Genomic DNA, 24,897 nt, shown 5'->3' with positions numbered 1-24,897 from the left:
GGTATGAAAAAATTATTTGCAATTGTAGTTATCTTAGGAAGTATGGGAATTGCTCAAGCCCAAGAATTTGATTTCGGATTAAAAGCCGGTGCCAACTTTTCAAATTTGAGTGATGCCGATAATATAGATAATAGAACAGGAATATTGGCCGGAGCTTTTGTAGCATTAAAATTTAATGATAATTGGGCAATTCAACCAGAATTACTCTATTCACAACAAGGGGGAGATTCAGATTTTGGTGATGTTCATGTAGATTATGTGAATGTACCGGTAATTTTAAAATATTATTTAATTGGCGGACTCAATTTACAAGTAGGACCTCAGTTCGGGTTTGTGGTCAATGATGATTTTCCTGCCGCTGATGATATAGAAAGTCAAATAGAAGCTAATGATTTTGATATGTCGGCAGCCTTAGGAGTTGGCTACGATTTACCTTTTGGCTTACGCGTAGATGCTCGTTATAATTTAGGATTGAATGATACCTTTGATGGTGTAGATGGAAAGAATAAAGTAATTTCATTAGCTTTAGGCTATTCTTTCTTTTAGAAATGAGTTGATTTAAGAAAATATCGGAGGCTGAGTGAAATCTTTATAAAAGATTTTGTACCGAAGCTTTTAATTTGTTAGCATTTTGATATAATAAATGAATTTTAAAACCTTCAGTTAAAAATAGCTGAAGGTTTTTTTGGGCATCTAATTATAATTTTAATTGGCTTTTTAGCTTTGTGGTATTGGAAGCACCATCTACATATTTTTCGATAATATTTCCTTCGCTATCGATTACAAAATGCCAAGGGACTCCAAAATTTTTGGTTCCTTTTAATTCTTTGAGTTCATCCACTAAAGCTTTTTCTGCTCTTAGGTGATATCCTTTTAAATTAAAAAATTTAATGATTTCCTTCCATTGGGTGACTCTATTTTCTTCATCAATAGAAATATAGACTACAGGAATATTATTGGATTGCAATAGGTTGTATAAATCATCACTATGTTTAAACTCTTCTTTGCAGGGAGCACACCAACTGGCCCAGATATCAACATAAATCCGTTCGCTTTGAAGTTCTTGGGCGATGCTGTTTAAAGAAGTAAATTTTTGATGATCTAAGAAAATAGTGTCCTTGTTAAAATCTTCTTTTTGTTTTTCATGATAAGCTATAACTGGAGCTATATAAGTTTTTACATAGTTGGTGTAGGGACTATTAGGAAATTCTTTTTTAAATACTTCAAAGAGATCAATCAATTCTTTTTCAAAGTTATTGTACGTACTCACAAATATTAAATGAGCAGCAAAGAAATATTCATAATTAGATTGAGGTAGATATTTATTAGCTAAATTCATGAAATGTGAATTATATTTTCCTGATGCCATCATTCTACCGATATCTTCCACGCTGTTTTTTTCTTCATAATAATCTTTGTATATTAAAAATAGTTGTGTATAAAAATAAAACCAAGGAGAACTCATTAGATTTTCATTAGTGGCAGGTTTAATTTTATACGCATCTCTCAAAAGTTTTGAATATTCTTTTTCCGTTAGTTTATTTCTACCAAGTTTATCTAGTCTATAATTATTATAACCAATATCTACTAAAGCTCCTGCATAGTAATATTCCCTGTCATTTTTTATAAGTTGATAAAAGTTGTTAGAAATCTTCTTTTGTTTGTAAAGTTGTTGAAATTGAGCTAGCTCTTTATTTTTATTCTTATTTATCTTTTCTTTTATATTTTTTGCAATAGAATCGGTTTTATATTTAGAGGACTCCTCTGAAAAATAACCATCTAATAAAGTTTTGCTAGATAACTTGTTATAAGTTTTCTGCGCTTGACTAGTTTTACCTTGTACATTAAAATCTATTGAATCTCTAATATTGATTTGTATATTATAATTTTTGTGTGGTTCTGTAATTAAAGTGCCATAATATTTCAGGTCATTGAAAAACTCTACAAAACTGGTTTTTTCTAACTGGAGTTTTATTTTGAAATTACCTAATGAATCGGGCTGTACCGAATCTTTAATTCCAAAAAAATCGATACCGTTAATAGGTAAGCTATACTCTATTTGCTGGGGAATGTCGCCACTTATTTTTCCGTTAATGACCACAAAATCCTTTTCTTTCTCGCAGCTAACAAAATTTATGGCTAAAACGATAAAAATTATTTTGAAATAATAGTTCATAGTAAAAAGGAAATTTTCGATGAACTTTAAAGATATTAAATTATAATTTATGTAGTTTACTGAAGAATTTTATTCAGTAAAATTTGAAAGACCTATTTCTCAGAACTCTATTGTTACAGAAATAGGAAGATGGTCTGAACCTACATTTTGCCCAACCGTTCTATCGATCACATTTATATTTTTAGAAACTAAACAATGATCTAACGTAGTTTGAAGTGGAGTGAAATTGGCCGGCCACGTAGGAAGTAACCCAAAACCTAGTCGACTGTCTTTTAAATTCGCTTCTAATAACTTTTGAAAATGATTGGAAAAAGAAGAATTATTGAAATCTCCTATCACTACCAAATAATCTGAAAAATTCAATCGACTTTCCATAAGATTATTCATCTGCAGATTTCTTAGCTCAAAGGCTTTTTCATCTACAGGTGCAGCAGGGTGTGTGGCGACTATCGTGAGCTTTTTAGCATTGAAATTTAATTCACTTACTATGGAAGGTTTTTGATTGATCCCAAAGTAAGCTGTTTTAGCTTTTAGAGGATGTTTGCTTAAAACGGCAATTCCAAAATTATCTTCTCGGGGAACTAAATGATGATAAGGATAATTCTGAATAATATCCTTTAAAAGAATTTCCCACTGTGGAGTAAGTTCCATTAAAATGATTACAGTTGGATTTTCTTGTTGAATGTATTTTTCAACCAAATTTACTTCAGCATTACTGGAAAGTAAATTAATGCTGCTAATTTTTAGTTGATGTTCAGCTTCCTTGTGTTCATTTTTATTACTGAAATAGTAAGGGAGAATATAATAGGAATTCCACCCGATACTTATTAATAAAACTAGCATTGCCGGCCATTTTTTTTGGAATAGAAAAATAACCATCACAAAGCAAAAAATAGAAACCGCTAAATATTGAAGCTTAAAATTTGAAAAAATATCAATCAACCAATATTCAGGAATCAGGTTAGGTAATAGTGATAAAGCCAGCAAAAGAATACTGCATAACCAGACTAATTTCCGTAAACATTTAAACTTCTGCGATTTCATTACAAACCAATGCTTAGGCCAAACATGACGCCACCGTCAAGCCAACCCCCTTGATAAGCTTTTACATAATCTACCCTTAACAAACGGTATTTGCCAAAACCAATATTATCAATTCCTACCGAATATTCAGAATAAGGCTTCAAGCCTGTACTCCAAAGTGCATGCGTACCAATCACCATATTAAAATTAAGTGCATTTAGTCCTGGTATTTTTCCTAAAATATAGCCTTTAAAATTATGTTCGGCGTGAAGTTCTGCATAAGCATCGTTGGCGCTATAACCATAATAGGGAAGTAAGTTAAACTGACTCACCGTCGGGTCTAATTTTATATGTGTTAAATTTCCGTTGAAATGTTTATAATCAATTAAGGAAATATCATCGCCATTTAAGAATTTTCCTGCGTTTAGGGCATATTCCAAATCTCCTTTATTCTGTAAACTTACTTGCTGTCTAGCAGAAATCTTAAACAAATCAAAATTATAATCGTCAATCGTAGAAGCAAAACCCTTTTCGTAACTTAGGTATAAAGTTGGGTAATCACTATTGGTTACATTATATTTTCCGTCCGGATAATTATAATACTTTTGGTCAAAATTAATTCTTCCCGTTACACTAACTTTCGCGATGTTATGATCTTGAAATGGAGCTGAATTAAAATCATTTGGAGCCAATGGATTGTTGGAAGTATATTCTTCTTCATCTTCAATAATTTCAGGATCATCAAATAAGGCTTCCCGTCTTTCAAAAGAAGTGGAAGCATAGAAACGGAATCCATTAAAAAGTTCTTCTGAATAATTAGCTTCTACAAAAGTACGGTCGTAAATTTTTAAATAATTTTTATCAAATAAAAGCGAAGCCGCAGTGCTAACTAAAGAAGAAATAGGTTCGGTGTTGTTGATTTGCTTGGCTTCAATACCTCCACGAACTTGTAAATAAGGTTTTGACTGGTTATTAAATTTTCTGGTAATTCCACCCGCAAGCCTTAATCTTTCATCGGCAAGACCATAATTGGCAGAAGCGTTTACACTCCAATATTTGTTATAATCATCTTTCCATTTGGTGAAATTGGCAGAAAGCGTAGTATTCCAACCTTGTACGGTATTAAAACGGATACCTTCTACGGGACCACTAATATTCCACGAATATTGTTTGAAAGAATTTCTGTAACCGTATCCAAATATCACATCGGTAATCCCAAATTTATTTCGTTCCCGATCTACCGAATCTTTATAGGTTTTAGATTCCCGAATTTCCTGAATGCTATCTTTCTTTACATAATCGTTCATCTCTTCAGTAGTTAAAGGAATGGGACGAATATCTTGCCAGTAGAGGGAATCTTTTTTATTGGCATTTTCAGCAAAACTTAAAATCTCTTGGCTAAAATCGTTTTCTTGAAAATTGGGCTCAAAGTCATAATTGTTATATACAGCAGAAAACCTTCCGTTCCCGCCAATACCAAATATTTTCCAAGTAAAAGTAACGGTTTGGGAAAACTTTACCCAAAAGTCATTTTCTTCAGAATAGGTGAAATTTTGTTTAAATGCAATCTCTTCAATTGGGGCAACTTGGATAGCCTGTCCGGTGGTAGTTAATTCAAGTCCGTAAATTTCCCAAGCTTCTTCTACAATATAAATAGTACCAGAAAAAACACGATCTTTTTTCCGTAGAGGAATCACTTTTATTTTATTGATCAGATTTCCAAAATCATCATAGAAAACTCCTTCTAATTGATAATCATAGTAGTTAAAAGCATATTCGGCAATGGGCGAAACCAATTCAGCATTTAATTCAATAGTATTTTTATAGAAATTGAAATCGGCGTCTTTTGCACTATTCACACTAAAACCATTATCGTTACCACTTACTTTAGAAGCGATGATTTTCTCGTGGAAATCGTTCGGGGAACGATACTTGATTTTCGATTTTGTTTCAGAAAGATAGACAATTCCACTTCGGGTAGAGTCTAATCCACCCCCAAGGTCGCCTACTTCCTGGCCGAGGATTTTTTCCGGTGCATTTTCAATCTTCCAAAGTCCGCGTGAATAGAAATCGGCTTTATAAGATTCAATTTTGTTGAGGTTCTTTTTTCGGTTTTCAATCGCTTTTCTAATCACCCGATAGGCAGGATTTTCATTAGAATTAATCACCACTTCCTCTAAACTGGTCGATTCTTCCTTTAGGCTAACATCAAGTTGATAGGGGAATTTTTCAACAGTAATTTTTTTTCGTTCAGTTTTAAAACTCAAAAATTGAAATACCAGCGTATATTCTCCGGGTTGGTTGAGTTCTAATACATAATTACCATCTTGGTTGGAGGTAGTTCCTGTAAAACTATTTTCTAGGTAAATGTTAACGTAAGGTAGTGGCTCTCCGTTTACATCGGTTACTTTTCCTGAAATTTGGGCAGCAGCAATTCCTGCCCAAAAGAAAAGTAAAAGCAGTAAAAGTTTTTTCAAGTTGAATAGGTTTTTAGACCATTTTAGATTTTATATGTCGTATTGGATTCACTTATTAATTTTTTCATATTCAAGGAAAAAAACGTAGGCATAGCCTTAGCTACGACGAGGATTTTTAACGCAGAAGATGTGAAAATTGATGTGATTATATACGATAATATAATTTTTAAAATGGTTTTAGTTATACTCTTTTTTAATTCGGTCTAAACGACGTTTGTTCTCACGGTCTTTAATGGTTTCCCGTTTGTCGTGTGTTTTTTTACCTTTACAAAGAGCTATCACTAATTTGGCCAATCCACGTTCATTAATAAATAAACGAAGCGGAATAATAGTTAAACCAGATTGGTTAATTTGTTTTTCCAGTTTACGAAGTTCTTGCTTGTTCAATAAAAGTTTGCGTTCAGTTTTAGGATTGTGATTAAAATGCGTGGCATGAGAATATTCTTCCACGTGCATATTAATCACATATAATTCCCCTCGGTGAAATTCGCAAAAGCTTTCGGCAATACCGGCCTTACCTTCTCGTATGGCTTTAATTTCGGTTCCTGCCAGTTTTATACCTGCGGTATATTTATCAAGAATTTCGTATTGAAATTTTGCCTTTCTATTTTTTATGTTAATCTTATTCTGTTGCATAGTGGCTGCTAAAATAGTAAGCTTTTTTCAAATTAGAATAACTCTTCTGTAATATAAGACTTCTTTAAGACTTTGTTGTTACAAGATTTTGAAGATTGATGAAATAATTAAATTGAGCTCAAAATGTTTTCAATACTTCTTTTGGATATTTATATAATTGATATTCAAAGGAGTGTTTGGTTTTTAGTTTGCTTTTTTATGGCCTACCGAAAATTTATCGTAAAACCTGCCAGCCGTCTTACGGGTTTGAAGTGAAGACTCCGTAAAATTTTGAGCTGTTTGATCTCAATGGATATTGGGGGAGTTCCTAAAATTTAGATAAAGATTCGGAAGTCTAGATTTCCTGTCCGTCCGGCAGGCGGGTTTGGTTCGTTTTTTTATCAATGGAAAAAATGAACAGTAATAATATTTAAGACAGTATTGAAAGCGATTATTTAATTACATTTGTGTAAGAAATTAGAATCCCGATGAAAAAAATTACTCTATTGGCCCTTGTCCTTCTTACTATTTGGGCTTGTAAAAATGATCCTAAACAAGAAAATGTTGAAGAAGTTAAAGTAGAAGATACTACTCCAAAAGATGGAGGCAAAGGAGCGGAAATCATTAAACGTGTGATTGATTCTGCCGGTGGTCATCGCTACGAAACGGCAACCATTGAATTTAAATTCAGGGATGCTGCTTATAAAAGTGTACGCAACTGCGGAATGTTTGAACTTTCCAGAAGCAGAACCGATTCTACCGGAACTCCAACCGAAAGCATAATTACCAATATGGGTTTTATTTATAAAGAAAAAGGAGAACAAAAAACACTTCCGGATTCTATGGCGAATAAGTATAAAAATTCAGTTAACTCCGTGCATTATTTTGTGCAACTTCCTTTTGGTTTGGACGATCCGGCGGTACGAAAAGAATTAATTGCTGAAGATAGTATTCAGGGAAAAGCTTATGATGAAATTCAGGTGAATTTTAAAAAACAAGGAGGCGGAGAAGATTATCACGATACCTATATTTATTGGGTAAATAAAAATACCTACAAAGTAGATTATTTAGCTTATTCTTATGAAACAAATGGGGGAGGAATGCGTTTTAGGGAAGCAATAAACCCTAGAGAAGTAGAGGGAATCCGTTTTGTAGATTATAAAAATTATACTCCTAAAAAGGGAAGTTCACCTAAACTAAATGAGTTAGATGAACTATTTGAAAAAGGTGAACTAGAGCTTTATTCCACAATTGAAAATAAAGACATAAAAGTAGAAGTCTTAGACAGGAAGTGTGGATAAATTAGGAAATAGAATAGGTTTTAGGTAATGTTAGTTTTCATTCCACTAAATTCTGTCTGCCTTTGAGGCAGAGAGCCATCTTTTTAAATTGAAACTCAAATCGAAAGATTTGTTATTCCTTTCAAATTATGACGAAAGGAAAAGCCTATTCCGCTAGTGGGTATTTTTTTACCTTACTCGTTTTCTCGCCATTAGGATAAATAGTTACCGTATATAATTCTGAATTTTCATCATCGGCAATTCGTTTATATTTCTTTTTCTTTAAAATTTTATTGATGAATTGAGGTGTGGTATCTTGATGTCCAACAATCAACACATTTTTTCCTGCGGTTTTTTCCTGAAAGTCTTTACTATATAAGTGGTTGGCTTTATAAAGTTCGATTTTCACATTGGCTTGCTCAGCAGTAGGGCGAGCAGTTTCAAGGGTTCGCTGGTAATTGGTGCTGTAAACCATTTCAATATCTTTATCTTTTAGCACTTTTGCCCAATGGTTGGCACGTCGCATTCCAACCGATAATAAATGAGGATCGTTGGTATTGGCTTTTCGGTTTTTTTCAGCGTGTCTTATAAAGTAATAAACCGTCGTATCTGTAGGTTTAAAATCAATATCTGCTTCCATAGTGGCCATTTCTTCTTCTTTCTCTTTTTCCTTTTGTTGCTCCTTACAACTTACTAAGCAGCACAATACGATAATACAGGATAAATATTTCATTTTTTATTTTTAGTTGAACTAAAGTTAACCATTAGTTGGCAACTTCTCATTAAAGGAAACTTAAATTATTTCCAAACCATTTCTAACCAAATTACTTGATTGAGGTGAGGCGCAAAACTATTAAAGTTATTATCAGAGATCACAAAAATAGTAGAATTGCCATTGGGAAGCTTGGGACCAAAACAAATTCCTTCCAAATTATCAATTCTTTTTCCTTGAAGTTTTTTTCTAATTTGTTTAAAGTTGAATACCAATTTTTTTTCTGCCGGTCGAATTTCTTTTTTCATTTTTCCTTTCAAATGTTCCACATCCAAAGTGTTGGTAGCTTTAGACGCATCTGCTAGAAATAATAAACCCGAATAAGTTCTGTTTCCCCTTCCGGCAGAAAAAGCCCGCTCCAGCACTAAAAATTGTTTTGGGGCAATTTCTAAGATATCGGTTACTCCATTAATAGAAAAGGGGAGGTAAGGAATTTTTTGAATAGGAGCTAATAAATAAGAAAACTGAAATTCTGCTTCTTGTTTTTCATTGAAAAAGGTGAACCTTACCGGTGATTTTGTTCGATAGAGTTTAGGTTTAGGGCCGTCTTCGGTTAACGGAAATTCAGTAGCCGTCCATATTCCTTTTTTATGGATTGCGTGGGATAGGCTTTCAAAAACTCGGTTACTCCTTGGTTGCTGCTTTCCTTCAACTTTAAAATAGGAGGGAAGTGGGTAATGAGAAAGATAATTACCTTCAGCATCGACAGTAATTATGGAAGGATTTTTCTTATTTTTTATGGAACCTTCACTACTTAAAACAAATTGATTTTTTTCAGCATTAAACAATATTGATTCTAAGTCGAATTTATTCTTTTTTATAAAATCACTTTTATGTTGAAGTTGAATAAGCTTATCAAAAATTATCGTATCAATTTTTTCCTGATGGGTTTTGATTTGAATTTGATAAAATCTTGGCTTGGAAGAATTATCGCAAACCACATAATAGTTTTCACCATCAAAATCGATTCCGCTAAGTCCGCCTATCTCCGTGTTTTCAAAATATAAATTTTCCGGGATAATATAATCATCTAAGTAATTGAATTGAATAATTGCCGATTTGGACGCTTTTCCTGCCCCACAACTCCATAAAGCACAACATAAAATAATTAAAGAAAGAGGCTTAAATTTTTGAAAACAATAAAATAACAAAGCATTAAGAGAAAAATGGGAATCCTTTAGCATAGCAGGAGGTTATTTAGGCGTAAATTTACTATTGTAAAACCACTAAAACAAAAAACTATGAACAAGATGGAATTAGAAGGAAAATGGAACCAAGTAAAAGGGAAATTTAAGCAAAAGTATGGAGAAGTGTCTGATGATGATGTAACTTTTTCAGAAGGAAAATTCGATGAGATGCTTGGTCGCCTACAAGAGAAAACAGGAAAATCTAAGGAAGAATTGAAAAAGGAAATTGAAAGTTTATAAGAAACCTTCAAGATTGCTATGAAAGAGAGAAAACCCCCATCAAATTGATGAGGGTTTTCTTTTTATTCTATCTTATGTACTTATTTTCCAACACTAACTAATTCAACATCAAAAATTAGAATAGCATTTGAAGGAATAAGTCCGCCACCAGCCCCACGTTCTCCGTAACCTAAATATGGAGGAATGATGAAACGTGCTTTTTCACCTGTTTTTAGCAACATAATCCCTTCGTCCCATCCTGGAATTACACGTCCGGTTCCTACAGGAAATTCAATGGGCTGATCTCTATCATACGAAGAGTCAAATTTAGTACCATCGGTTAAAGTACCGGTGTAATGAACTTTTACATTTTGTCCACGTTTGGGAGATTCACCTTCTTCATTGGTTTCCATTATTTTATAACGTAAACCGCTTTCTGTTTTTTCATAACCTTCGCCTAGATTATTCAATTCATTTTCTAATTCGGCTTTTTTGGCAGCTTTTCTTTCTTCCTCTTTATTGATTTCCTGTTTAAAAACCATAGGGGCATCAAAAGATTTGGCGTCTTTTCCTTTTCTAATAATGTTCACTTCTTCCATCACTACATCTTCTGTAGGTTTACTTCGTTGAGCTACTTCTATATTTCCAATAGAATCTACCACATCTTGACCTTTTACTACTTCACCAAACACAGAATGCTTGTTGTTTAAAAAAGGAGTTGGTTTTAAAGTAATAAAAAACTGACTTCCGTTAGTTCCCGGTCCGGCATTAGCCATAGAAAGTATTCCTTTAGAATCGTGAACAAGCGTATCGTTAAACTCATCTGGGAATTTATATCCCGGTCCACCTTGGCCAGTTCCTTGTGGATCTCCTCCTTGAATCATAAAATCTTTGACAACTCTGTGAAAGGTAAGTCCGTTATAGTATTTTTTACCTTTGTAGGTAGAATCTACATTTTCATTGGTTCCTTCTGCTAATGAAACAAAATTAGCTACTGTTAAGGGAGCGGCTTTGTAAAAGAGTTCAGTAACAAAAGTACCTTTGTTAGTTTTAAATTCGGCATAAAGACCGTCTCCTAAATCTGGATAAGCCTGTTTTTGACAAGCAAAAGCACTTAAAACAACTGCGAAAAGCAGGATTAATGTTTGTTTTTTCATGGTTTTAATTCTAGTTTAAATTATTTTTAGTTAGGGAATCACTTTCCGTGATTTTATTTAAAGTAATGGTAGAACGTATAGGTACATTCCTACCAATTTTTTGAGTATCGCCATAATAACCAAAGGCTTTGTGCGAAGGAAATAAAAAGGTAACTGTTTCTCCTTCTTTCATTAATTTTAAACCTTGGCGTAAACCATTAAATACATTTTCTTGGTCTATTTTATATTCCCTTCCTCCCATTTCTTTCCTGCTGTAAATAGGAGTTCCTTCTAAGGTAGAAATATCATATTCAAAGTTAACTAAATCTCCAAAATCAGGGGTAAGCGTATCTTTTTCAATTTTAGTATTGTAATAATACCAAAAACCATTAGTGGAAGAAATATAATTATGAATGGAATCTTTTTGAATAATTTCTGAAATCCTTTTTTCTTCTTTGGCAACCAATTTCTGGTTTCTTTTTATAGATTCTTTTATAAAAGAGCCGGAAGAGCGTGAAACAGGTTTTCGTGGTTCTGGAGTTTTGCAGCTAAAAAGTGTAGCAGCTATAATAATTAGACTTAAAAATTTAATCTTCATAATTCAGTTCTTTTTCATAATTGGATAGCAGTTCCTCAAAATGTTGTTGGGTTTCTTCCAAACTCATCAAGCTTCTTCCTCCGGCCGCGTTAATATGTCCGCCACCCTCAAAATGCTTTCGGGCAAATTCATTTACATTAAAATCTCCCTTAGAACGTAACGATATTTTAATAATTTTTTCGGCTTCATTTTCTATAAATATTGCGGCAAAAATTATTCCTTTTATCCCAAGGCTATAATTGACGAAACCTTCGGTATCTCCCTTTTTAAAATTGTGATCGTCCAGTTCTTTTTGTGATAAAGTAATGTAGGCGGTATGATAGTGAGGTAAAATTTTCATATTATTTAAAGCCACTCCCAATAATTGCATCCTGTTGTAGGAATTGGTATCAAAAGTTTGCTGATGAATTTCACTGTTCTTTGCCCCTTTATCAATTAAATCTGCAATCACACGATGGGTAGTACTCGTGGTAGAAGGAAATCGGAAAGATCCGGTGTCGGTCATAATTCCCAAATACAAACAACTGGCAATTTCAGGAGTAATCTGCGCTGTAGCTTCTAACATCCCTAAAAAATGATAAACCATTTCGCAGGTAGAAGAACAACTTACATCACTATAGGTAAATTTAGCATAATCATCAGGTTGCTGATGATGGTCTATCATGACATAAGTAGTGTTGGTATTGTTGAGGATTTCTTCAACTTGACCGGTACGCGAAAAGTGATTGAAGTCTAACGTGAAAATAAGCTCAGCTTCGCTAATAAACTTTTTAGCCTGATCGTTTTTTTGCTCAAAATTGACAATTTCCTTTTCGCCGGGAACCCATTTTAAAAAATCGGGATAATCGTTAGGAGTTACCACTACTGCCTCGTGGTTTTGACTTTTTAGATAATGATACAAACCCAAGGTTGAGCCAATAGCATCACCATCTGGATTTTTATGCGGAATAATCACTATTTTTTTGGGTTGTGCCAATAGTGATTTTAGTTCTTTTATTTCGGTTGAATTCATAGCCCACGAAGATACAATTTATATATAAATTTCTTTTTAGTTTTATTAAAGCCCTATAAGTTTAGGTTTTGCAGATGTTTTGCTTATTTTTGCAGCAAAATTTAAAAAGATTACCATGGCAGGAAATAGAACTTTTACAATGATTAAGCCTGATGCGGTTGAGAATGGCCATATTGGAGCAATTTTAGAACAAATTACCGCTTCTGGATTTAGAATCGTTGCAATGAAACTAACCCAAATGACTACTAGAGACGCTGAAGAATTTTACGCTGTACATAAAGAGCGTCCGTTTTTTGGTGAATTAGTAGAATTTATGACCCGCGGACCTATAGTGGCTGCTGTTCTTGAAAAAGAAAATGCAGTGGAAGACTTCAGAACTTTAATTGGAGCTACCAATCCTGAAGATGCGGCTGAAGGAACCATTAGAAAAAAATATGCAACTTCTCTTGGAGAAAATGCGGTTCATGGAAGTGATAGTGATGAAAATGCAGAAATTGAAGCAGCTTTCCACTTTGCAGGAAGAGAGCATTTTTAATTAAATTACCTTATAATTTAAAAAACCCGTTAGAGAAATCTAACGGGTTTTTTGTTTTGGTAAAAGAGTTAAAATTGATAACCTATCCTAAAATCTAATGCTGGGTAAACCCCGGAATCGTCTTTCATATACGGTTTTAAGTCAATTTCTTTATAATAGCCAAGTCCTGCGGCAAATTCTAAATGAAAATGTTTACCATAGCTTCTTCTAAGCCCCCACATTAGAATACTTGATAAACTTGATGATAGATTTCTATCGTTATCATTAAAAACTGAAAACCAATCTGGATTATACCTATTAGATAAGGTTAAAAAATTCGCGCTGTTGTTCGCAATATTTTTTCCTTGTTTTGCTCTTCTTTTTAAATTATAATAATAACGAGGTGAAAAAGCTATTTCTGGTTGAGCATAAAAATCATTATCGCCGTCTACGACAATAGTTAAATTTCCGGATAAACCCAATTCTCCTCTTAATGTCCAATTATTGGCTAGTTTAGCTTCATAGAAACCGGAGACTCCAATTATTCCTAATTGAACTCCAACTATGGATTCTTCAACGCTTGCTGAGTTTTTTTGAGTGTCTTGAGCATTGGAATAGCTAATAGCTAAAATGCTAAGTATAAATAGGAGATGTTTTTTCATTTATCTAAAAACTAATTTCTTTACTAATTCCTTTCCTAATTCCTCATTCATCATCTTAATGATTTTTTCTTTGCCATAACTTAATTCTTCTCGGAGTACGGAAGAACTTAGAGAAACATATAGCGTATCATTATTCAACTGGATTGAAGAGGTGTATTTATTAATAGCCGGCCCCATTTGTTGTTGCCAAATGTCTTTTACATTTACCTTATCTAAACCTTTTTGTAAGCGGTTTTCATTCACAAAGCTTTTTAAAACTTCGCTTAAACTTTGGAGTTCATCATTCCGTGCCATCTAAATATCCTTTAAACCGTTGGTAAGTATAGGTAATATCACGATCGTTTTTTACTTGAAAACTATCTTCGTCAAGTTCTAGCAGTGTTTCTTGCCATTCGTCCATTTCGGTTTTATAATGAAAAACAAATTTTTCTCCTTCTTTAGTAATGGTAAAGGTCTCTATTGTTCCAATCGTAATGTATTTACCCTCTAAAGTTGGTTTTAATTTTTTGCGAATGCCTTTCTTTCCATCGATTTTTAAGAAATCTACGGTTTCATTAAATTTATATTGAAGCTCCTTACCATTAGGTTTTTCTACATTTTTAATTTCCCAATAGCCGTTTAATTGAGAAAGGTCTTCTTCTTGAATTCCTTGACAGCCTAGTAAACTTCCAAAACAAATTAAGAAAAGGAACAGTTTAAGTTTCATAAGTTAGTTTTTCATTTAAATTTTAAAAAAGTTTATTTTAATCATTTTTAAGCAATAGCGAAAAAATTGTATTGAAAATTATTTCAAAGGTATCATTTTGTATTGTTCAGCATTCGCTTTTACTACATTTTCAGTACGTTCTGCATGCGTGTCACTAATAAACAATTGACCTAAATCGTCTTTTGTTACCAAATCTACAATTTGTGCTACACGATTTTCATCTAATTTATCAAAAATATCATCTAGAAGTAAAATGGGGTTCACTTTACTTTGATTTTTCATAAAATCGTATTGAGCCAATTTTAAAGCAATTAAAAAAGATTTTTGTTGCCCTTGTGAACCAAATTTTTTTACCGGATGTCCTTCAATTTTTAAAATTAAATCATCCTTATGCGTTCCGACGCTGGTATATTGTAAAGCCCGATCTTTTTGAAGATTTTGAGCGAGTAAATTTGAAAGTTCATTTTCAAACAACTGACTTTTATACTTTAGGTTTACCGTTTCTTTATCGTTGCTGATGCTTTGGTAGCGTTGCTCAAAAATAGGTTTGAAGATTTCTAAAAATTCTATTCTTTTTTGATGAATTACTTTTCCCATTTCATTCATCTGTTCATTGTAAATACTTAAAGTCGCTTCATCAAACGTATGATTGGCGGCAAAATATTTTAATAATGAATTTCGTTGCGAAAGGGTTTTGTTATATTTTACCAATAAATCAAGGTAGCGTTTATCATTTTGAGAGATAATACTATCCATAAACTTTCTGCGCGTTTCGCTACCTTCAACGATAAGGTCTCGATCTGCAGGAGAAATAATGACTACAGGGATTAACCCTATATGCTCACTAAATTTCTCATAAGCCTTCCCATTTCTCTTTATGATTTTTTTCTGCCCTTTTTTGGCACTGACTACAATTTTTTCCTGACGTTCTAATTTTTCAAACTCACCATCTACTACGAAGAAATCGGCATCGTGATTGATGTTTTGACCTGTAACCGGATTAAAATAACTTTTTCCGTAAGCCAAATGATAAATACTGTCTAAAATGTTTGTTTTTCCAACACCATTAAAACCTACCAAGCAATTTATTTTTGTGTCAAATTCAAAATTAGCTGTTTCAAAATTCTTGTAATTAATTAAAGAAAGGTTTTTTAAATGCATAAAGTATTGGTAAACAGTGTTTTTTAAAAGTTGATGTGATTGTTAAAATTTGTCTATCTTGCGACTGCAAAGTATTGAAAAATAACAAAAAAATTATCTTTTATATATAAATAAAAATTTTATTTTTGCGCATCAATTAAGCGAAATTCTATGGCAACATATAAGAAAAGAGGCTACAAGCCAAAATCTGAAAAAGAACAAGAAGATATTAATGAAGATGAAAAAGCCTATGTAGAAGGTGAATCTACTACACAGGAGGTTTTCGAAAATTTAGATGAAACCGCTAATAAGACAGAAGAGTGGGTAGCATCTAACCAAAAAGGAATCTTCATTTTTATTGGAGTAGTGGTTATAGCTGTTTTTGGATATATTGGTTATCAGAAATTTGTGAACCAACCAAAACAGGATGAAGCAGCTAACGAAATTGCTCAATCTCAAATCTATTTTGAGAATGCTCTAGACGCTTCTGGTAAAGTTCAGGACTCTTTATACAATTTATCACTTACCGGTGGTAATGGTAAATATGGCTTTATTGATATTATCGATAATTACGGAGGAACAAGCGCAGCTAACCAAGCACAATATTATGCAGGGATGGCTTACTTAAACACCGGAAAATACGATAAGGCGATTGAGCATTTAGAGAATTTTTCTAGTGAAGATGAAATTTTAGCCCCATTAGCAAAAGGAGCTATTGGTGATGCTTTTATGCAATTAGAGCAACCTGAAGAAGCTTTAGGCTATTACGAAAGTGCGGCTAATATGAGAAGCAATAGTTTTACTACGCCTAAATTCTTATTAAAAGCAGCTATCACCGCCATAGAATTAAAGAAAGGTGCTAAAGCAGAAGAATACTTAACAAAGATTGAAGATGAATATGCCGATGCTCCCGAGGCTGAAAAAGTTGCTGTTTATATGGGGGAGGCAAAAGCACTTAAATAATGGCTACAGCAGGTAAAAACCTATCACATTACGATAAAAATACAATCCCAAACGCGAAAGATTTTCGGTTTGGGATTGTTGTTTCAGAATGGAATGACGACATCACCGAAAATCTTTTTCAAGGTGCTTTTGATGCTTGGATGGATAACGGAGTTTTAAAAGAAAACATCGTAAGGTGGAATGTGCCCGGAAGTTTCGAATTGATTTACGGCTGTAAAAAAATGCAACAATCTTTTGAAATGCTAGATGCTATTGTGGCAGTAGGCAACGTGATTCAAGGAGAAACTAAACATTTCGATTTTGTTTGTGAAGGCGTTACCCAAGGCATTAAAGACTTAAATGTTCAGTCAGATATTCCAGTAATTTTTTGTGTGTTAACCGATAATACCAAGCAACAATCTATAGAGCGTAGTGGAGGTATTCATGGCAATAAAGGTGCTGAAGCAGCGATTGCGGCAATAAAAATGGCTCAATTACGTAAAGACGCTAATTTTTACAAAGGTTAATCACTTCCTGTTAACAAAATTCGGTTCTTTAGCTCGGCATTGTTTTTGATTTTAGTAACTTTGAAATAATATCGGGTTATGGGAATTTTGAAACAAAAAAAGAACAAGAAATTTAGTTACAGTCCACGCTATTTTGACGATAAAGGCGAGGGCAATCCTTATAAAATAGAATCTAAATTCGACAGGTATCGAAAAACCGTTGGCCAAAGCCCCGGTGGGGTTGTGGCGCGTTTTAAGTCTGCTTGGTCAGAACTTAAAGACGAATCAGATAAAGATACCAATAGAAGAATTCTTTATATCGCATTGATTCTTATTTTAATTTTTCTATTCATCATCGATTTCGATTTATCAATTTTCTTAGGGAATTAATGGCAGACATCATACAATTACTTCCAGATCATGTTGCTAACCAAATCGCTGCAGGAGAAGTAGTTCAGCGGCCGGCTTCGGTGGTGAAAGAATTACTTGAAAATGCAATAGATGCAGAAGCAACCTCTATTAACTTACTTATAAAAGACGCAGGAAAAACACTAATTCAAGTTTCTGATAACGGAAAGGGGATGAGTGAAACCGATGCTCGTTTGAGCTTTGAGCGTCATGCTACTTCTAAAATAAAATTAGCTGAAGATTTATTTCAACTAAAAACAAAAGGTTTCCGTGGAGAAGCTTTAGCATCAATTGCAGCTATTGCTCATGTAGATTTAAAATCAAAACAGCCGGAAGCCGAACTGGGAACCGAGATAAAAATCAATGGTAGTAAAGTAGAATTACAAGAACCTTGTGTTACACCCACCGGAACTGTAGTGAGTGTGAAAAATCTGTTTTTTAATATTCCGGCACGCCGGAATTTTTTAAAGTCGAATAGTGTAGAAACCCGACATATTATTGATGAATTTCAGCGCGTGGCTTTGGCGCATCCGCAGATAGCATTTTCGCTTCACCATAACGGAAGTGAGATTTTTCAGCTTCCCGCTACTAATTTTAGGCAACGCATAGTTAATATTTTTGGAGGAAAAACCAATGAGAAGTTAGTTCCTGTTCAAGAAGAAACAGAAATAGCTAAAGTGGAAGGTTTTGTGGGAAAACCGGAGTTTGCTAAAAAATCGAAAGGAGAACAGTTTTTCTTTGTTAATAACCGCTTTATTAAAAGTCCATATTTAAATCATGCGGTAACTGCTGCTTTTGAAGGACTTTTAAAAGACAAATCCTATCCATCCTACTTTTTGTATTTGGATATCGACCCGAAACGCATTGATATTAACATTCATCCCACTAAAACTGAAATTAAATTTGACGATGAACATTCGTTGTATGCCATTTTAAGAAGTGCAATAAAACATAGTTTAGGTCAGTTTAATGTAGCACCGGTATTGGATTTTGAGCGTGATTCCAATTTAGATACACCTTACGATTATAAAGAAAAGCCCATTTCTAATCCTACGATTGAAGTCGATCGAAATTTCAATCCTTTTGAAAGTGAGCAAAACTTTTCAAAAAGAGAAAAAAATACTTCCGGAGGGAAAAGTTTTAGTAGTTCCTTTCCGAAGAAAAATGAAGGTTCTTGGGAAGCTTTATATACTACAGGTTTTGAAAACGAAAAAGAAACCGATTTTGCTAATATAGAATTCGAAAGTGAAGAAGTTACAGGCAAGTTATTTGAAGATGATAAGAAATCTGAATCGGCTAATACGTTTCAACTTCAGAAAAAATATATTATTAGTTCTTTAAAATCCGGTTTATTGGTGATCGATCAGCATCGAGCCCATACCCGTATTTTGTATGAAGAACTTTTGAAAAGCATTACAGTGACGGCAGCAATTAGTCAGCAATTATTGTTTCCGTTAGTATTGCAATTTTCGAAACAGGAAACCGCAATGCTTAGCGAGTTAAAGGAATCTTTAGAGCAAACAGGTTTTTTGTTTTCAAGAATAGAAGAACATGAAATAGAAATTAAAGGGATACCAAATTTAATTTCAGAGAGTGAAGTTTCTATTTTAATAGAACAGCTATTGGCAGATTTTGAAAATGAAATTCCCGAAAGCGGTTTTAAACAAACTGACTTATTGGCAAAATCTTTGGCAAAAAGTATGGCTATAAAAACAGGCGCGGTTTTAGATACGGTAGAACAGATTGCGATTGTAAATGGTCTTTTTGCTTGTAAAGAGCCTAATGTAACACCGAGTAACCGAAAGATATTTACTACGCTATCGGTAGGCGATTTAGAAAAAAAATTGATGTAAATGGGGAGAATAACAGAAACGGTAAAAGTACTTTTAATAGCAAATATTATATTTTTTGTAGGAAGTCAGTTTTTGGGTGATTATGCCATTAAAATGTTAGCGCTTTGGTTTCCTGAAAATCCAAATTTTGGTATTTGGCAGGTGGTGACCCATATGTTTATGCACGCAAGTGTTTCGCATATTTTCTTTAATATGTTTGCTTTATATATGTTTGGAAGTGTTCTGGAACAGTCTATAGGTCAAAATAGGTTTCTGTTTTTATATTTTTCATCGGGTTTAGCAGCTGCAGGACTTCAGATTTTGTTTACTTATTTACAATTTAATTCGGCTTATCAAGCTTGTATAGATGCAGGTGTAGATTCAAATACTATTTTTGAAAGTCTTGATCGAGCCGTAAGGACTAATCAGTATCAGTTTATTCCTGGCGTTTCTCAAGAAACAGTAAAGCAACTTACCGATGTCTATATTACACCAATGGTCGGTGCTTCGGGAGCTATTTTTGGAGTATTGGCCGCTTTTGCAGTGATTTATCCTAATTTGCCTTTATATATAATATTTATTCCTATTCCTATTAAGGCCAAATATTTAATTGGAGGATATTTTTTAATCAATGTATATTCAGCGGTAACAGGAACAAGTTTATTTGGTCCATCTAATACGGCTTATTGGGCGCATATTGGAGGAGCGGTGATCGGTTTTATTACGATGTATTATTGGAAAAAGAATCAATTTAATCGCTGGAATTAAGATGAACTGGAGAGATCAATTGCAATATAGATACAATATGGCCGGTGTGGTTGAAAAACTTATCGCGGTAAATGTACTTGTTTTTGTATTGGTGTTTTTGGTGAATACAATCGCATTTTTATTTCAGTTACCTTCTAATTTTTTAAATGAGTGGTTGGTTTTTCCTGAACAAATAGGGGAATATATTTACAAACCGTGGACTATTATTACCTATGCGTTTATGCATGCAGGGATATTTCATATTTTCTTTAATATGTTACTTCTTTATTATGCCGGGCAATTGTTCCTTACCTTCTATACGCCTAAGCGCTTATTGAATTATTACTTTTTGGGGGCTATTGCAGGGGCCTTGGTATTTATGCTGAGTTATAATATTTTTCCTGCTTTTGCCGGAATTGGACGCTCTTATTTGCTAGGCGCTTCAGCAGCAGTTATGGCTGTTTTGGTAGGGGTAGCCACACAAGCTCCTCATATGAAAGTAAGGTTGTTCATCTTAGGAAATATCAAACTTTGGTGGATTGCTGCATTCTTTGTGATTTCAGATATCGTACAAATGCCTTTTAATAATCCAGGTGGTCATTTGGCCCATCTTGGTGGAGCGTTGTTGGGATATGTGTATACGACTCAATTACAGAAAGGAAATGATATTGGAGCTTGGTTTGAAAAATTAGTAGATGGACTGGTGGGGCTGTTTTCAAAAAAAGAGAAAGCCACCCCATTTAAAAAAGTATATAAAAACAAAGATTTTAAGCGAAATAAAACTACTTCTTCCAGAAGAAGCTCTACCAAAAATGGGATGTCTAAAACTGAGCAACAACAAAAAGTAGATGCTATTTTAGATAAAATTAGTAAGAGTGGTTACGAGAGTTTGAGTAAGTCTGAAAAAGATTTTTTATTTAATGCCGGCAAAGATTAACTTTGAAGTCTATGAAGCGGCTGAGCATTTTCAATAAGATAGTTTTCTTTTTTAATTCGTTGTTTGCTACAGCGCTTTTATTTGCTTATTTACTGCCTTATATTCCGCCAAGTGTTTTTCCTTTTCTTTCTGTACTGGCGTTGGGAATGCCTGTTTTGTTATTGGTGAATTTTATCTTTTTGGTCTACTGGCTTATTAAATTTAAGCGCCAGTTTTTACTTTCCACCTTTGTGCTGTTATTAGGACTTAATCATATTTTTTCTCTTTATAAATTTTCTGAAGCACAAGAGGTTACTGATAAAGCTGAAATTAAATTGATGAGCTATAATGTGCGTCAGTTTAATAAGTATAAATGGTTGGAAGGTGATATTGCCGGGGAGATTATTGATTTTGTTAAAAAAGAAAAAGTAGATATTTTCTGCTCTCAAGAGTACAATATGCATGATTTAGTGGTTTTTGATGAATTTAAAAATCATTATATAAAAGAAAGCGTCCAGAGTAAAAGTATAGGACAAGCCATTTATACTAATTACCCTATTATTAATAAAGGCTCTTTAGATTTCCAATCTGGGAATAATTGTATTTATGCAGATATAAAGGTGAAGGAAGATACCTTACGCATTTTTAATGTTCATTTTGAAAGTTTGAAGATTATTCCGGAAGTAAAAAGCCTTCAAAAAGAAAACAAGAAAAAACTCATTAATAGAGTAGGGGCTTCTTTTAGAAAACAAGAAGAACAAGTTAGCCTTCTGAAAGAAAAACTAGCGCAAACGCCTTATAAAAGTATAATTTGTGGTGATTTTAATAACAGCGCATTCTCTTATATTTATAATGAATTAGTAGATTTTGGCTATAAAGATGCCTTTAAAATTGCCGGGAACGGAACGGGAAAAACCTTTGATTTTGATTTTATCCCATTGCGCATTGATTTCTTTTTGGTAGATAAAACTATTCAGGTAAATGAGTTTAATAACTACGATGTGCAGCTTTCAGATCATTATCCAATCTCCACTACCATTCATTTACCTGAGGATTAATCTACGAGTTGTTGCTGAAGGTAATTTAAAGAATTAGGACCTTCGTTGAATAACAAATCTAAAATGGAAAGGTTAGGAATAAAACCAAATTTATCTTCAAAAACTTGGGTGTAAGTTTCTAAAGTAGGTAGCTGTTTGCGTTTTGCATCTATTAAATACCGTTTATCTTGAATTTTTTCCTCTAGGATTTCCAATTGATACTCTTCTGTTTTTCGGTATTCTTTTTCTAATTGAAGACATTCGGAAACAGCCTCGAAGCAATCATAATTAAAATCGAGGAGGTATTTGTATTCCTTTTCATAGAGATGAATTAATTCATCTTCGTAGAATTCAAAGAAAGGAGAGGTGCGGTAAGCCGTTTCTAACGATCGCCAATGAATGATTTGCCATTTAAAATCGTTCTCAATTTTCACCTCTTTGTATTTTTGCCGAATATTTTTTTTGCCGGTATGCTTAATAGGAATATTTAATAGCAATTTAGCATTGGCACCGTAAATGTACTGTCGGTTACGATAGGTTTGCTTTTGGTAGTTATCTTCATTTTCAAAAACTAATTCTTCAGCTTGTGAAATATGACAAAACTGAAGAATTGATCCAAAATAAGCCGGATGTATAAGAATAGAATTCATCAAAAAAACTTAAGCCTTTTTCTTACGTTTTCTAAAGAAATTGAAACCAATTACAATCACTAATCCTATAAGGAAATAGTAAAGGTAAGAAACTGGTTTACCCTCACCACCAACGGTAGTAAATACGCGGTCCCAACGAATTTTATTAAAGAAACCATCGGCATTACTATCCCAACTCATCCAAATAAAAATAGGTTTTCCTACGATATGAGTTTCGGGAACATAACCCCAAAAACGGCTATCTTCACTATTATGACGGTTATCTCCCATCATAAAATAATAATTTTGTTTGAAAGTATATTCAGAAAGAGGTTCACCATTTAAGAAAATCTGATTCCCTTTAGTAGTGACTTTATTTTCAATGCCCATTTCTTCACCTTCGTAAACCTCGATAATACGTTTGTAAAAAGGAAGGCTTTCGGTAGTAATCGCAACGGTTTTTCCTTCTTCAGGAATATAAATAGGACCAAATTGATCGGCATTCCAATTGGTTTTAGCTGAAGGGAAAATTTTTGGATCTGCATCTCCCACAGGATCTATAATTCGAGTAATCGACGCTACATTTGGGTGATTTCTAAATTTCTCTACCGCTTCATCAGAAATAGCGACAAAATCATATTCCCTCGTTTCTTTATTATAGCCTTTCACACCATCGGTGATGCTGTAACGGTTAATTAAATTACGTAAATCAAAACCTCTTCCTTTTCCTTTTACACGATACGAGTATTGAGGTTTGGCGCGATCAGGTAATTGTAAAGGCTGATTATTAATATAAACTTTTCCATCTACAATTTTTAAAGAATCGCCAGGGATACCAACTGTTCTTTTAACGTAATTGGATTTTTTATCGACAGGTTTTTTATAAGAAATAGGTCCATGGTAGCCAAAATAAGGAACCGTATCTACCGGCCAGTTAAATACCACAATATCGGTACGTTCAATATCTTCAAAGCCCGGGAACCTAAAATAGGGGAGTTGAGGCCAATTGGTGTACGATTTTATGCCAAGTCCCGGAATAGTATCGTGAACCATTGGAAAAGAAACTGTAGTTTGTGGTGTTCTTGCTCCGTAGTTAAATTTACTCACAAACAAAAAGTCACCTACCAATAAAGTTTTCTCTAACGATGAAGTAGGAATGGTAAATGGTTGAATAAAATAGGTGTGAACAATGGTAGCTGCTACTACCGCAAAAAGAATAGAACTTACCCACTCGCCAACTTCTGTTCTTGGTTTTAAGCTTCTGTCGTAGATATGTGTAACATCAGCGGTATAATTAATGTAATACAAATAAAAACCAAGAGTAAGTACACTAAGCCAAGTATCTGCTTTTGTATGTTTGCCAAAACTTCGGGCGGTTTCAACCCAAATCACAGGAAACATAATTAAATTTACAATAGGTATGAAAAGCAGAATGGTCCACCACCAAGGCCTATTAATAATTTTCATTAATATTACTGCGTTGTAAACGGGTACAAATGCTTCCCAAGCTTGTCTGCCTGCAATTTTATATAGTCTCCAAGTTCCTGCACCGTGAATGGCCTGAACCAATAAAAAAAATATAAACCACTGAATTATTGTCATCTTTTAAAGTTTTTATATGAGTAGGTCTGTTGCGCTAAATGTTACACGATTATAAACCTAATACATCTTTCATTGTAAATACTCCTGTTTTATCGCTTAGCCATTCTGCCGCAATCACAGCTCCTAAGGCAAAACCTTCGCGGGAATGAGCGGTATGTTTAATTTCGATATCGTCGATAGCCGATGAATATTTAATACTATGTGTTCCTTTTACATCTTCTTCTCTTTTGGCAACCACAGGAATTTGATTAGCTGAAGCTTTTTCGTCTTCCTCTACCAATTTCCAATCTTCTTTTTGGGTATATGGAAGAATACTTTCTGTTAAGGTGATAGCAGTTCCACTGGGTTTGTCCAGTTTTTTGGTATGATGAATTTCTTCAATAGCAACCGTGTATTCTTTAAACTTACTCATTAGTTTAGCCAGGTTTTCATTTAATTGAAAAAATAAATTGACCCCTAAACTAAAATTAGAAGCATAAATAAAAGCACCCTTGTTTTCATTGCAAATTTTAACAGCTTCTTCATAGCGGTCTAACCAACCGGTTGTACCGGAAACCACTGGGATGTTATTCTTGAAACAGGTAGTTATATTTTCAAAAGCAGCATCAGGAATACTAAAATCTATGGCTACTTCTGCTTTTTGAAGTTCTTCAGTATTAATTTTTTCTGAAGTCTTATAAACTATTTCGTGATTTCTATCAAGCGCAATTTGTTCGATGGTTTTACCCATTCTCCCATAACCTAAAATTGCAATTTTCATC

27 protein-coding genes are annotated in these 24,897 nt (G+C 33.7%); 11 read left to right on the top strand and 16 right to left on the bottom strand.

Annotated features, from left to right (window positions below; genetic code table 11):
• Nucleotides 1-3: 3 nt before the first annotated feature.
• Nucleotides 4-546 carry a porin family protein gene (locus FVB9532_RS15120; protein WP_150546017.1) on the top strand — a complete coding sequence of 181 codons (543 nt, stop codon included), beginning with the start codon at nt 4-6 and terminating at the stop codon, nt 544-546.
• A gap of 151 nt (nt 547-697) precedes the next feature.
• Here FVB9532_RS15120 and FVB9532_RS15115 read toward each other — a convergent pair whose 3' ends face one another.
• The 4 genes from FVB9532_RS15115 to smpB form a co-directional block, all read right to left on the bottom strand.
• Complete coding sequence (locus FVB9532_RS15115) at nt 698-2,176, bottom strand: TlpA family protein disulfide reductase (RefSeq protein WP_150546016.1); 1,479 nt, start codon at nt 2,174-2,176, stop codon at nt 698-700.
• 99 nt (nt 2,177-2,275) lie between these two features.
• On the bottom strand, nt 2,276-3,019 hold the full coding sequence (locus FVB9532_RS15110; protein ID WP_228482363.1) for an endonuclease/exonuclease/phosphatase family protein: 744 nt from the start codon (nt 3,017-3,019) through the stop codon (nt 2,276-2,278).
• A gap of 200 nt (nt 3,020-3,219) precedes the next feature.
• Entirely contained in the window at nt 3,220-5,676 is a 2,457-nt protein-coding gene (locus tag FVB9532_RS15105; protein ID WP_150546014.1) for a DUF5686 and carboxypeptidase regulatory-like domain-containing protein, read from the bottom strand.
• Nucleotides 5,677-5,853: 177 nt separating this feature from the next.
• The gene (gene smpB / locus FVB9532_RS15100) at nt 5,854-6,312 is read right to left on the bottom strand and encodes an SsrA-binding protein SmpB (protein ID WP_150546013.1); all 459 of its coding nucleotides are present in this window, start codon (nt 6,310-6,312) and stop codon (nt 5,854-5,856) included.
• A gap of 467 nt (nt 6,313-6,779) precedes the next feature.
• Between smpB and FVB9532_RS15095 the strand changes: the two genes are divergently transcribed.
• Entirely contained in the window at nt 6,780-7,592 is an 813-nt protein-coding gene (locus FVB9532_RS15095; RefSeq protein WP_150546012.1) for a DUF6503 family protein, read from the top strand.
• Between the two features lie 145 nt (nt 7,593-7,737).
• Here FVB9532_RS15095 and FVB9532_RS15090 read toward each other — a convergent pair whose 3' ends face one another.
• Both FVB9532_RS15090 and FVB9532_RS15085 read right to left on the bottom strand, forming a co-directional pair.
• Nucleotides 7,738-8,304, bottom strand: coding sequence for a SixA phosphatase family protein (locus FVB9532_RS15090; RefSeq protein ID WP_150546011.1), 567 nt, complete (start codon nt 8,302-8,304; stop codon nt 7,738-7,740).
• Between the two features lie 65 nt (nt 8,305-8,369).
• The gene (locus FVB9532_RS15085) at nt 8,370-9,527 is read right to left on the bottom strand and encodes an esterase-like activity of phytase family protein (RefSeq protein ID WP_150546010.1); all 1,158 of its coding nucleotides are present in this window, start codon (nt 9,525-9,527) and stop codon (nt 8,370-8,372) included.
• Between the two features lie 57 nt (nt 9,528-9,584).
• Between FVB9532_RS15085 and FVB9532_RS15080 the strand changes: the two genes are divergently transcribed.
• On the top strand, nt 9,585-9,770 hold the full coding sequence (locus FVB9532_RS15080; RefSeq protein ID WP_150546009.1) for a CsbD family protein: 186 nt from the start codon (nt 9,585-9,587) through the stop codon (nt 9,768-9,770).
• A gap of 80 nt (nt 9,771-9,850) precedes the next feature.
• Here FVB9532_RS15080 and FVB9532_RS15075 read toward each other — a convergent pair whose 3' ends face one another.
• From FVB9532_RS15075 to FVB9532_RS15065, 3 genes are read right to left on the bottom strand one after another with little or no spacing between them, the layout of a single operon-like run.
• Nucleotides 9,851-10,906, bottom strand: a complete 1,056-nt coding sequence (locus FVB9532_RS15075) for a peptidylprolyl isomerase (protein ID WP_150546008.1) — start codon at nt 10,904-10,906, stop codon at nt 9,851-9,853.
• Nucleotides 10,907-10,916: 10 nt separating this feature from the next.
• Nucleotides 10,917-11,483, bottom strand: a complete 567-nt coding sequence (gene gldI, locus FVB9532_RS15070) for a gliding motility-associated peptidyl-prolyl isomerase GldI (RefSeq protein ID WP_150546007.1) — start codon at nt 11,481-11,483, stop codon at nt 10,917-10,919.
• On the bottom strand, nt 11,473-12,495 hold the full coding sequence (locus FVB9532_RS15065; protein ID WP_150546006.1) for a DHH family phosphoesterase: 1,023 nt from the start codon (nt 12,493-12,495) through the stop codon (nt 11,473-11,475). Before FVB9532_RS15065 ends, gldI begins: the two co-directional genes overlap by 11 nt.
• Before the next feature lie 115 nt (nt 12,496-12,610).
• Here FVB9532_RS15065 and FVB9532_RS15060 point away from each other — a divergent pair, with 115 nt between their 5' ends.
• Entirely contained in the window at nt 12,611-13,030 is a 420-nt protein-coding gene (locus FVB9532_RS15060; RefSeq protein WP_150546005.1) for a nucleoside-diphosphate kinase, read from the top strand.
• Nucleotides 13,031-13,098: 68 nt separating this feature from the next.
• Here the strand turns inward: FVB9532_RS15060 and FVB9532_RS15055 are convergent, their stop codons facing one another.
• The 4 genes from FVB9532_RS15055 to recF form a co-directional block, all read right to left on the bottom strand.
• Nucleotides 13,099-13,671: a hypothetical protein gene (locus tag FVB9532_RS15055; RefSeq protein ID WP_150546004.1), complete on the bottom strand. Its 573-nt coding sequence runs from the start codon at nt 13,669-13,671 to the stop codon at nt 13,099-13,101.
• Nucleotides 13,672-13,965 (bottom strand): DciA family protein, encoded by a 294-nt coding sequence (locus FVB9532_RS15050; RefSeq protein ID WP_150546003.1) that lies wholly within the window; start codon nt 13,963-13,965, stop codon nt 13,672-13,674.
• Nucleotides 13,952-14,377, bottom strand: a complete 426-nt coding sequence (locus FVB9532_RS15045; protein WP_150546002.1) for a hypothetical protein — start codon at nt 14,375-14,377, stop codon at nt 13,952-13,954. The genes FVB9532_RS15050 and FVB9532_RS15045 overlap by 14 nt, the downstream gene beginning before the upstream one ends.
• 78 nt (nt 14,378-14,455) lie before the next feature.
• Nucleotides 14,456-15,538 (bottom strand): DNA replication/repair protein RecF, encoded by a 1,083-nt coding sequence (recF, locus tag FVB9532_RS15040; protein WP_150546001.1) that lies wholly within the window; start codon nt 15,536-15,538, stop codon nt 14,456-14,458.
• Between the two features lie 150 nt (nt 15,539-15,688).
• Between recF and FVB9532_RS15035 the strand changes: the two genes are divergently transcribed.
• From FVB9532_RS15035 to FVB9532_RS15005, 7 genes are all read left to right on the top strand, one after another.
• On the top strand, nt 15,689-16,480 hold the full coding sequence (locus tag FVB9532_RS15035) for a tetratricopeptide repeat protein (protein ID WP_150546000.1): 792 nt from the start codon (nt 15,689-15,691) through the stop codon (nt 16,478-16,480).
• Nucleotides 16,480-16,986 (top strand): 6,7-dimethyl-8-ribityllumazine synthase, encoded by a 507-nt coding sequence (ribH, locus tag FVB9532_RS15030; protein WP_150545999.1) that lies wholly within the window; start codon nt 16,480-16,482, stop codon nt 16,984-16,986. Before FVB9532_RS15035 ends, ribH begins: the two co-directional genes overlap by 1 nt.
• Before the next feature lie 78 nt (nt 16,987-17,064).
• Nucleotides 17,065-17,355: a riboflavin synthase subunit beta gene (locus FVB9532_RS15025; RefSeq protein ID WP_150545998.1), complete on the top strand. Its 291-nt coding sequence runs from the start codon at nt 17,065-17,067 to the stop codon at nt 17,353-17,355.
• Nucleotides 17,355-19,226, top strand: a complete 1,872-nt coding sequence (mutL, locus tag FVB9532_RS15020) for a DNA mismatch repair endonuclease MutL (RefSeq protein ID WP_150545997.1) — start codon at nt 17,355-17,357, stop codon at nt 19,224-19,226. The genes FVB9532_RS15025 and mutL overlap by 1 nt, the downstream gene beginning before the upstream one ends.
• On the top strand, nt 19,227-19,973 hold the full coding sequence (locus tag FVB9532_RS15015; RefSeq protein WP_150545996.1) for a rhomboid family intramembrane serine protease: 747 nt from the start codon (nt 19,227-19,229) through the stop codon (nt 19,971-19,973). It abuts the gene before it with no gap.
• Between the two features lies 1 nt (nt 19,974).
• Nucleotides 19,975-20,889 carry a rhomboid family intramembrane serine protease gene (locus FVB9532_RS15010; RefSeq protein ID WP_150545995.1) on the top strand — a complete coding sequence of 305 codons (915 nt, stop codon included), beginning with the start codon at nt 19,975-19,977 and terminating at the stop codon, nt 20,887-20,889.
• Nucleotides 20,890-20,900: 11 nt separating this feature from the next.
• On the top strand, nt 20,901-21,926 hold the full coding sequence (locus FVB9532_RS15005; protein ID WP_150545994.1) for an endonuclease/exonuclease/phosphatase family protein: 1,026 nt from the start codon (nt 20,901-20,903) through the stop codon (nt 21,924-21,926).
• Here FVB9532_RS15005 and FVB9532_RS15000 read toward each other — a convergent pair.
• Genes FVB9532_RS15000 through dapB form a run of 3 tightly spaced genes read right to left on the bottom strand, consistent with a single transcriptional unit; the run spans nt 21,923 to nt 24,896 of the window.
• Complete coding sequence (locus FVB9532_RS15000; protein WP_150545993.1) at nt 21,923-22,558, bottom strand: WbqC family protein; 636 nt, start codon at nt 22,556-22,558, stop codon at nt 21,923-21,925. The two genes, FVB9532_RS15005 and FVB9532_RS15000, sit on opposite strands and share 4 nt — an antisense overlap.
• Nucleotides 22,559-22,564: 6 nt before the next feature.
• Nucleotides 22,565-24,136, bottom strand: a complete 1,572-nt coding sequence (gene lepB / locus FVB9532_RS14995) for a signal peptidase I (RefSeq protein ID WP_150545992.1) — start codon at nt 24,134-24,136, stop codon at nt 22,565-22,567.
• A 49-nt stretch (nt 24,137-24,185) separates the two neighbouring features.
• Nucleotides 24,186-24,896 carry a 4-hydroxy-tetrahydrodipicolinate reductase gene (gene dapB, locus FVB9532_RS14990; RefSeq protein ID WP_150545991.1) on the bottom strand — a complete coding sequence of 237 codons (711 nt, stop codon included), beginning with the start codon at nt 24,894-24,896 and terminating at the stop codon, nt 24,186-24,188.
• Nucleotide 24,897 lies beyond the last annotated feature (1 nt).

The organism is Mesonia oceanica, assembly GCF_902499555.1.
Lineage (GTDB): Bacteria > Bacteroidota > Bacteroidia > Flavobacteriales > Flavobacteriaceae > Mesonia > Mesonia oceanica.
This window is presented reverse-complemented; position numbering and strand designations above follow the sequence as displayed.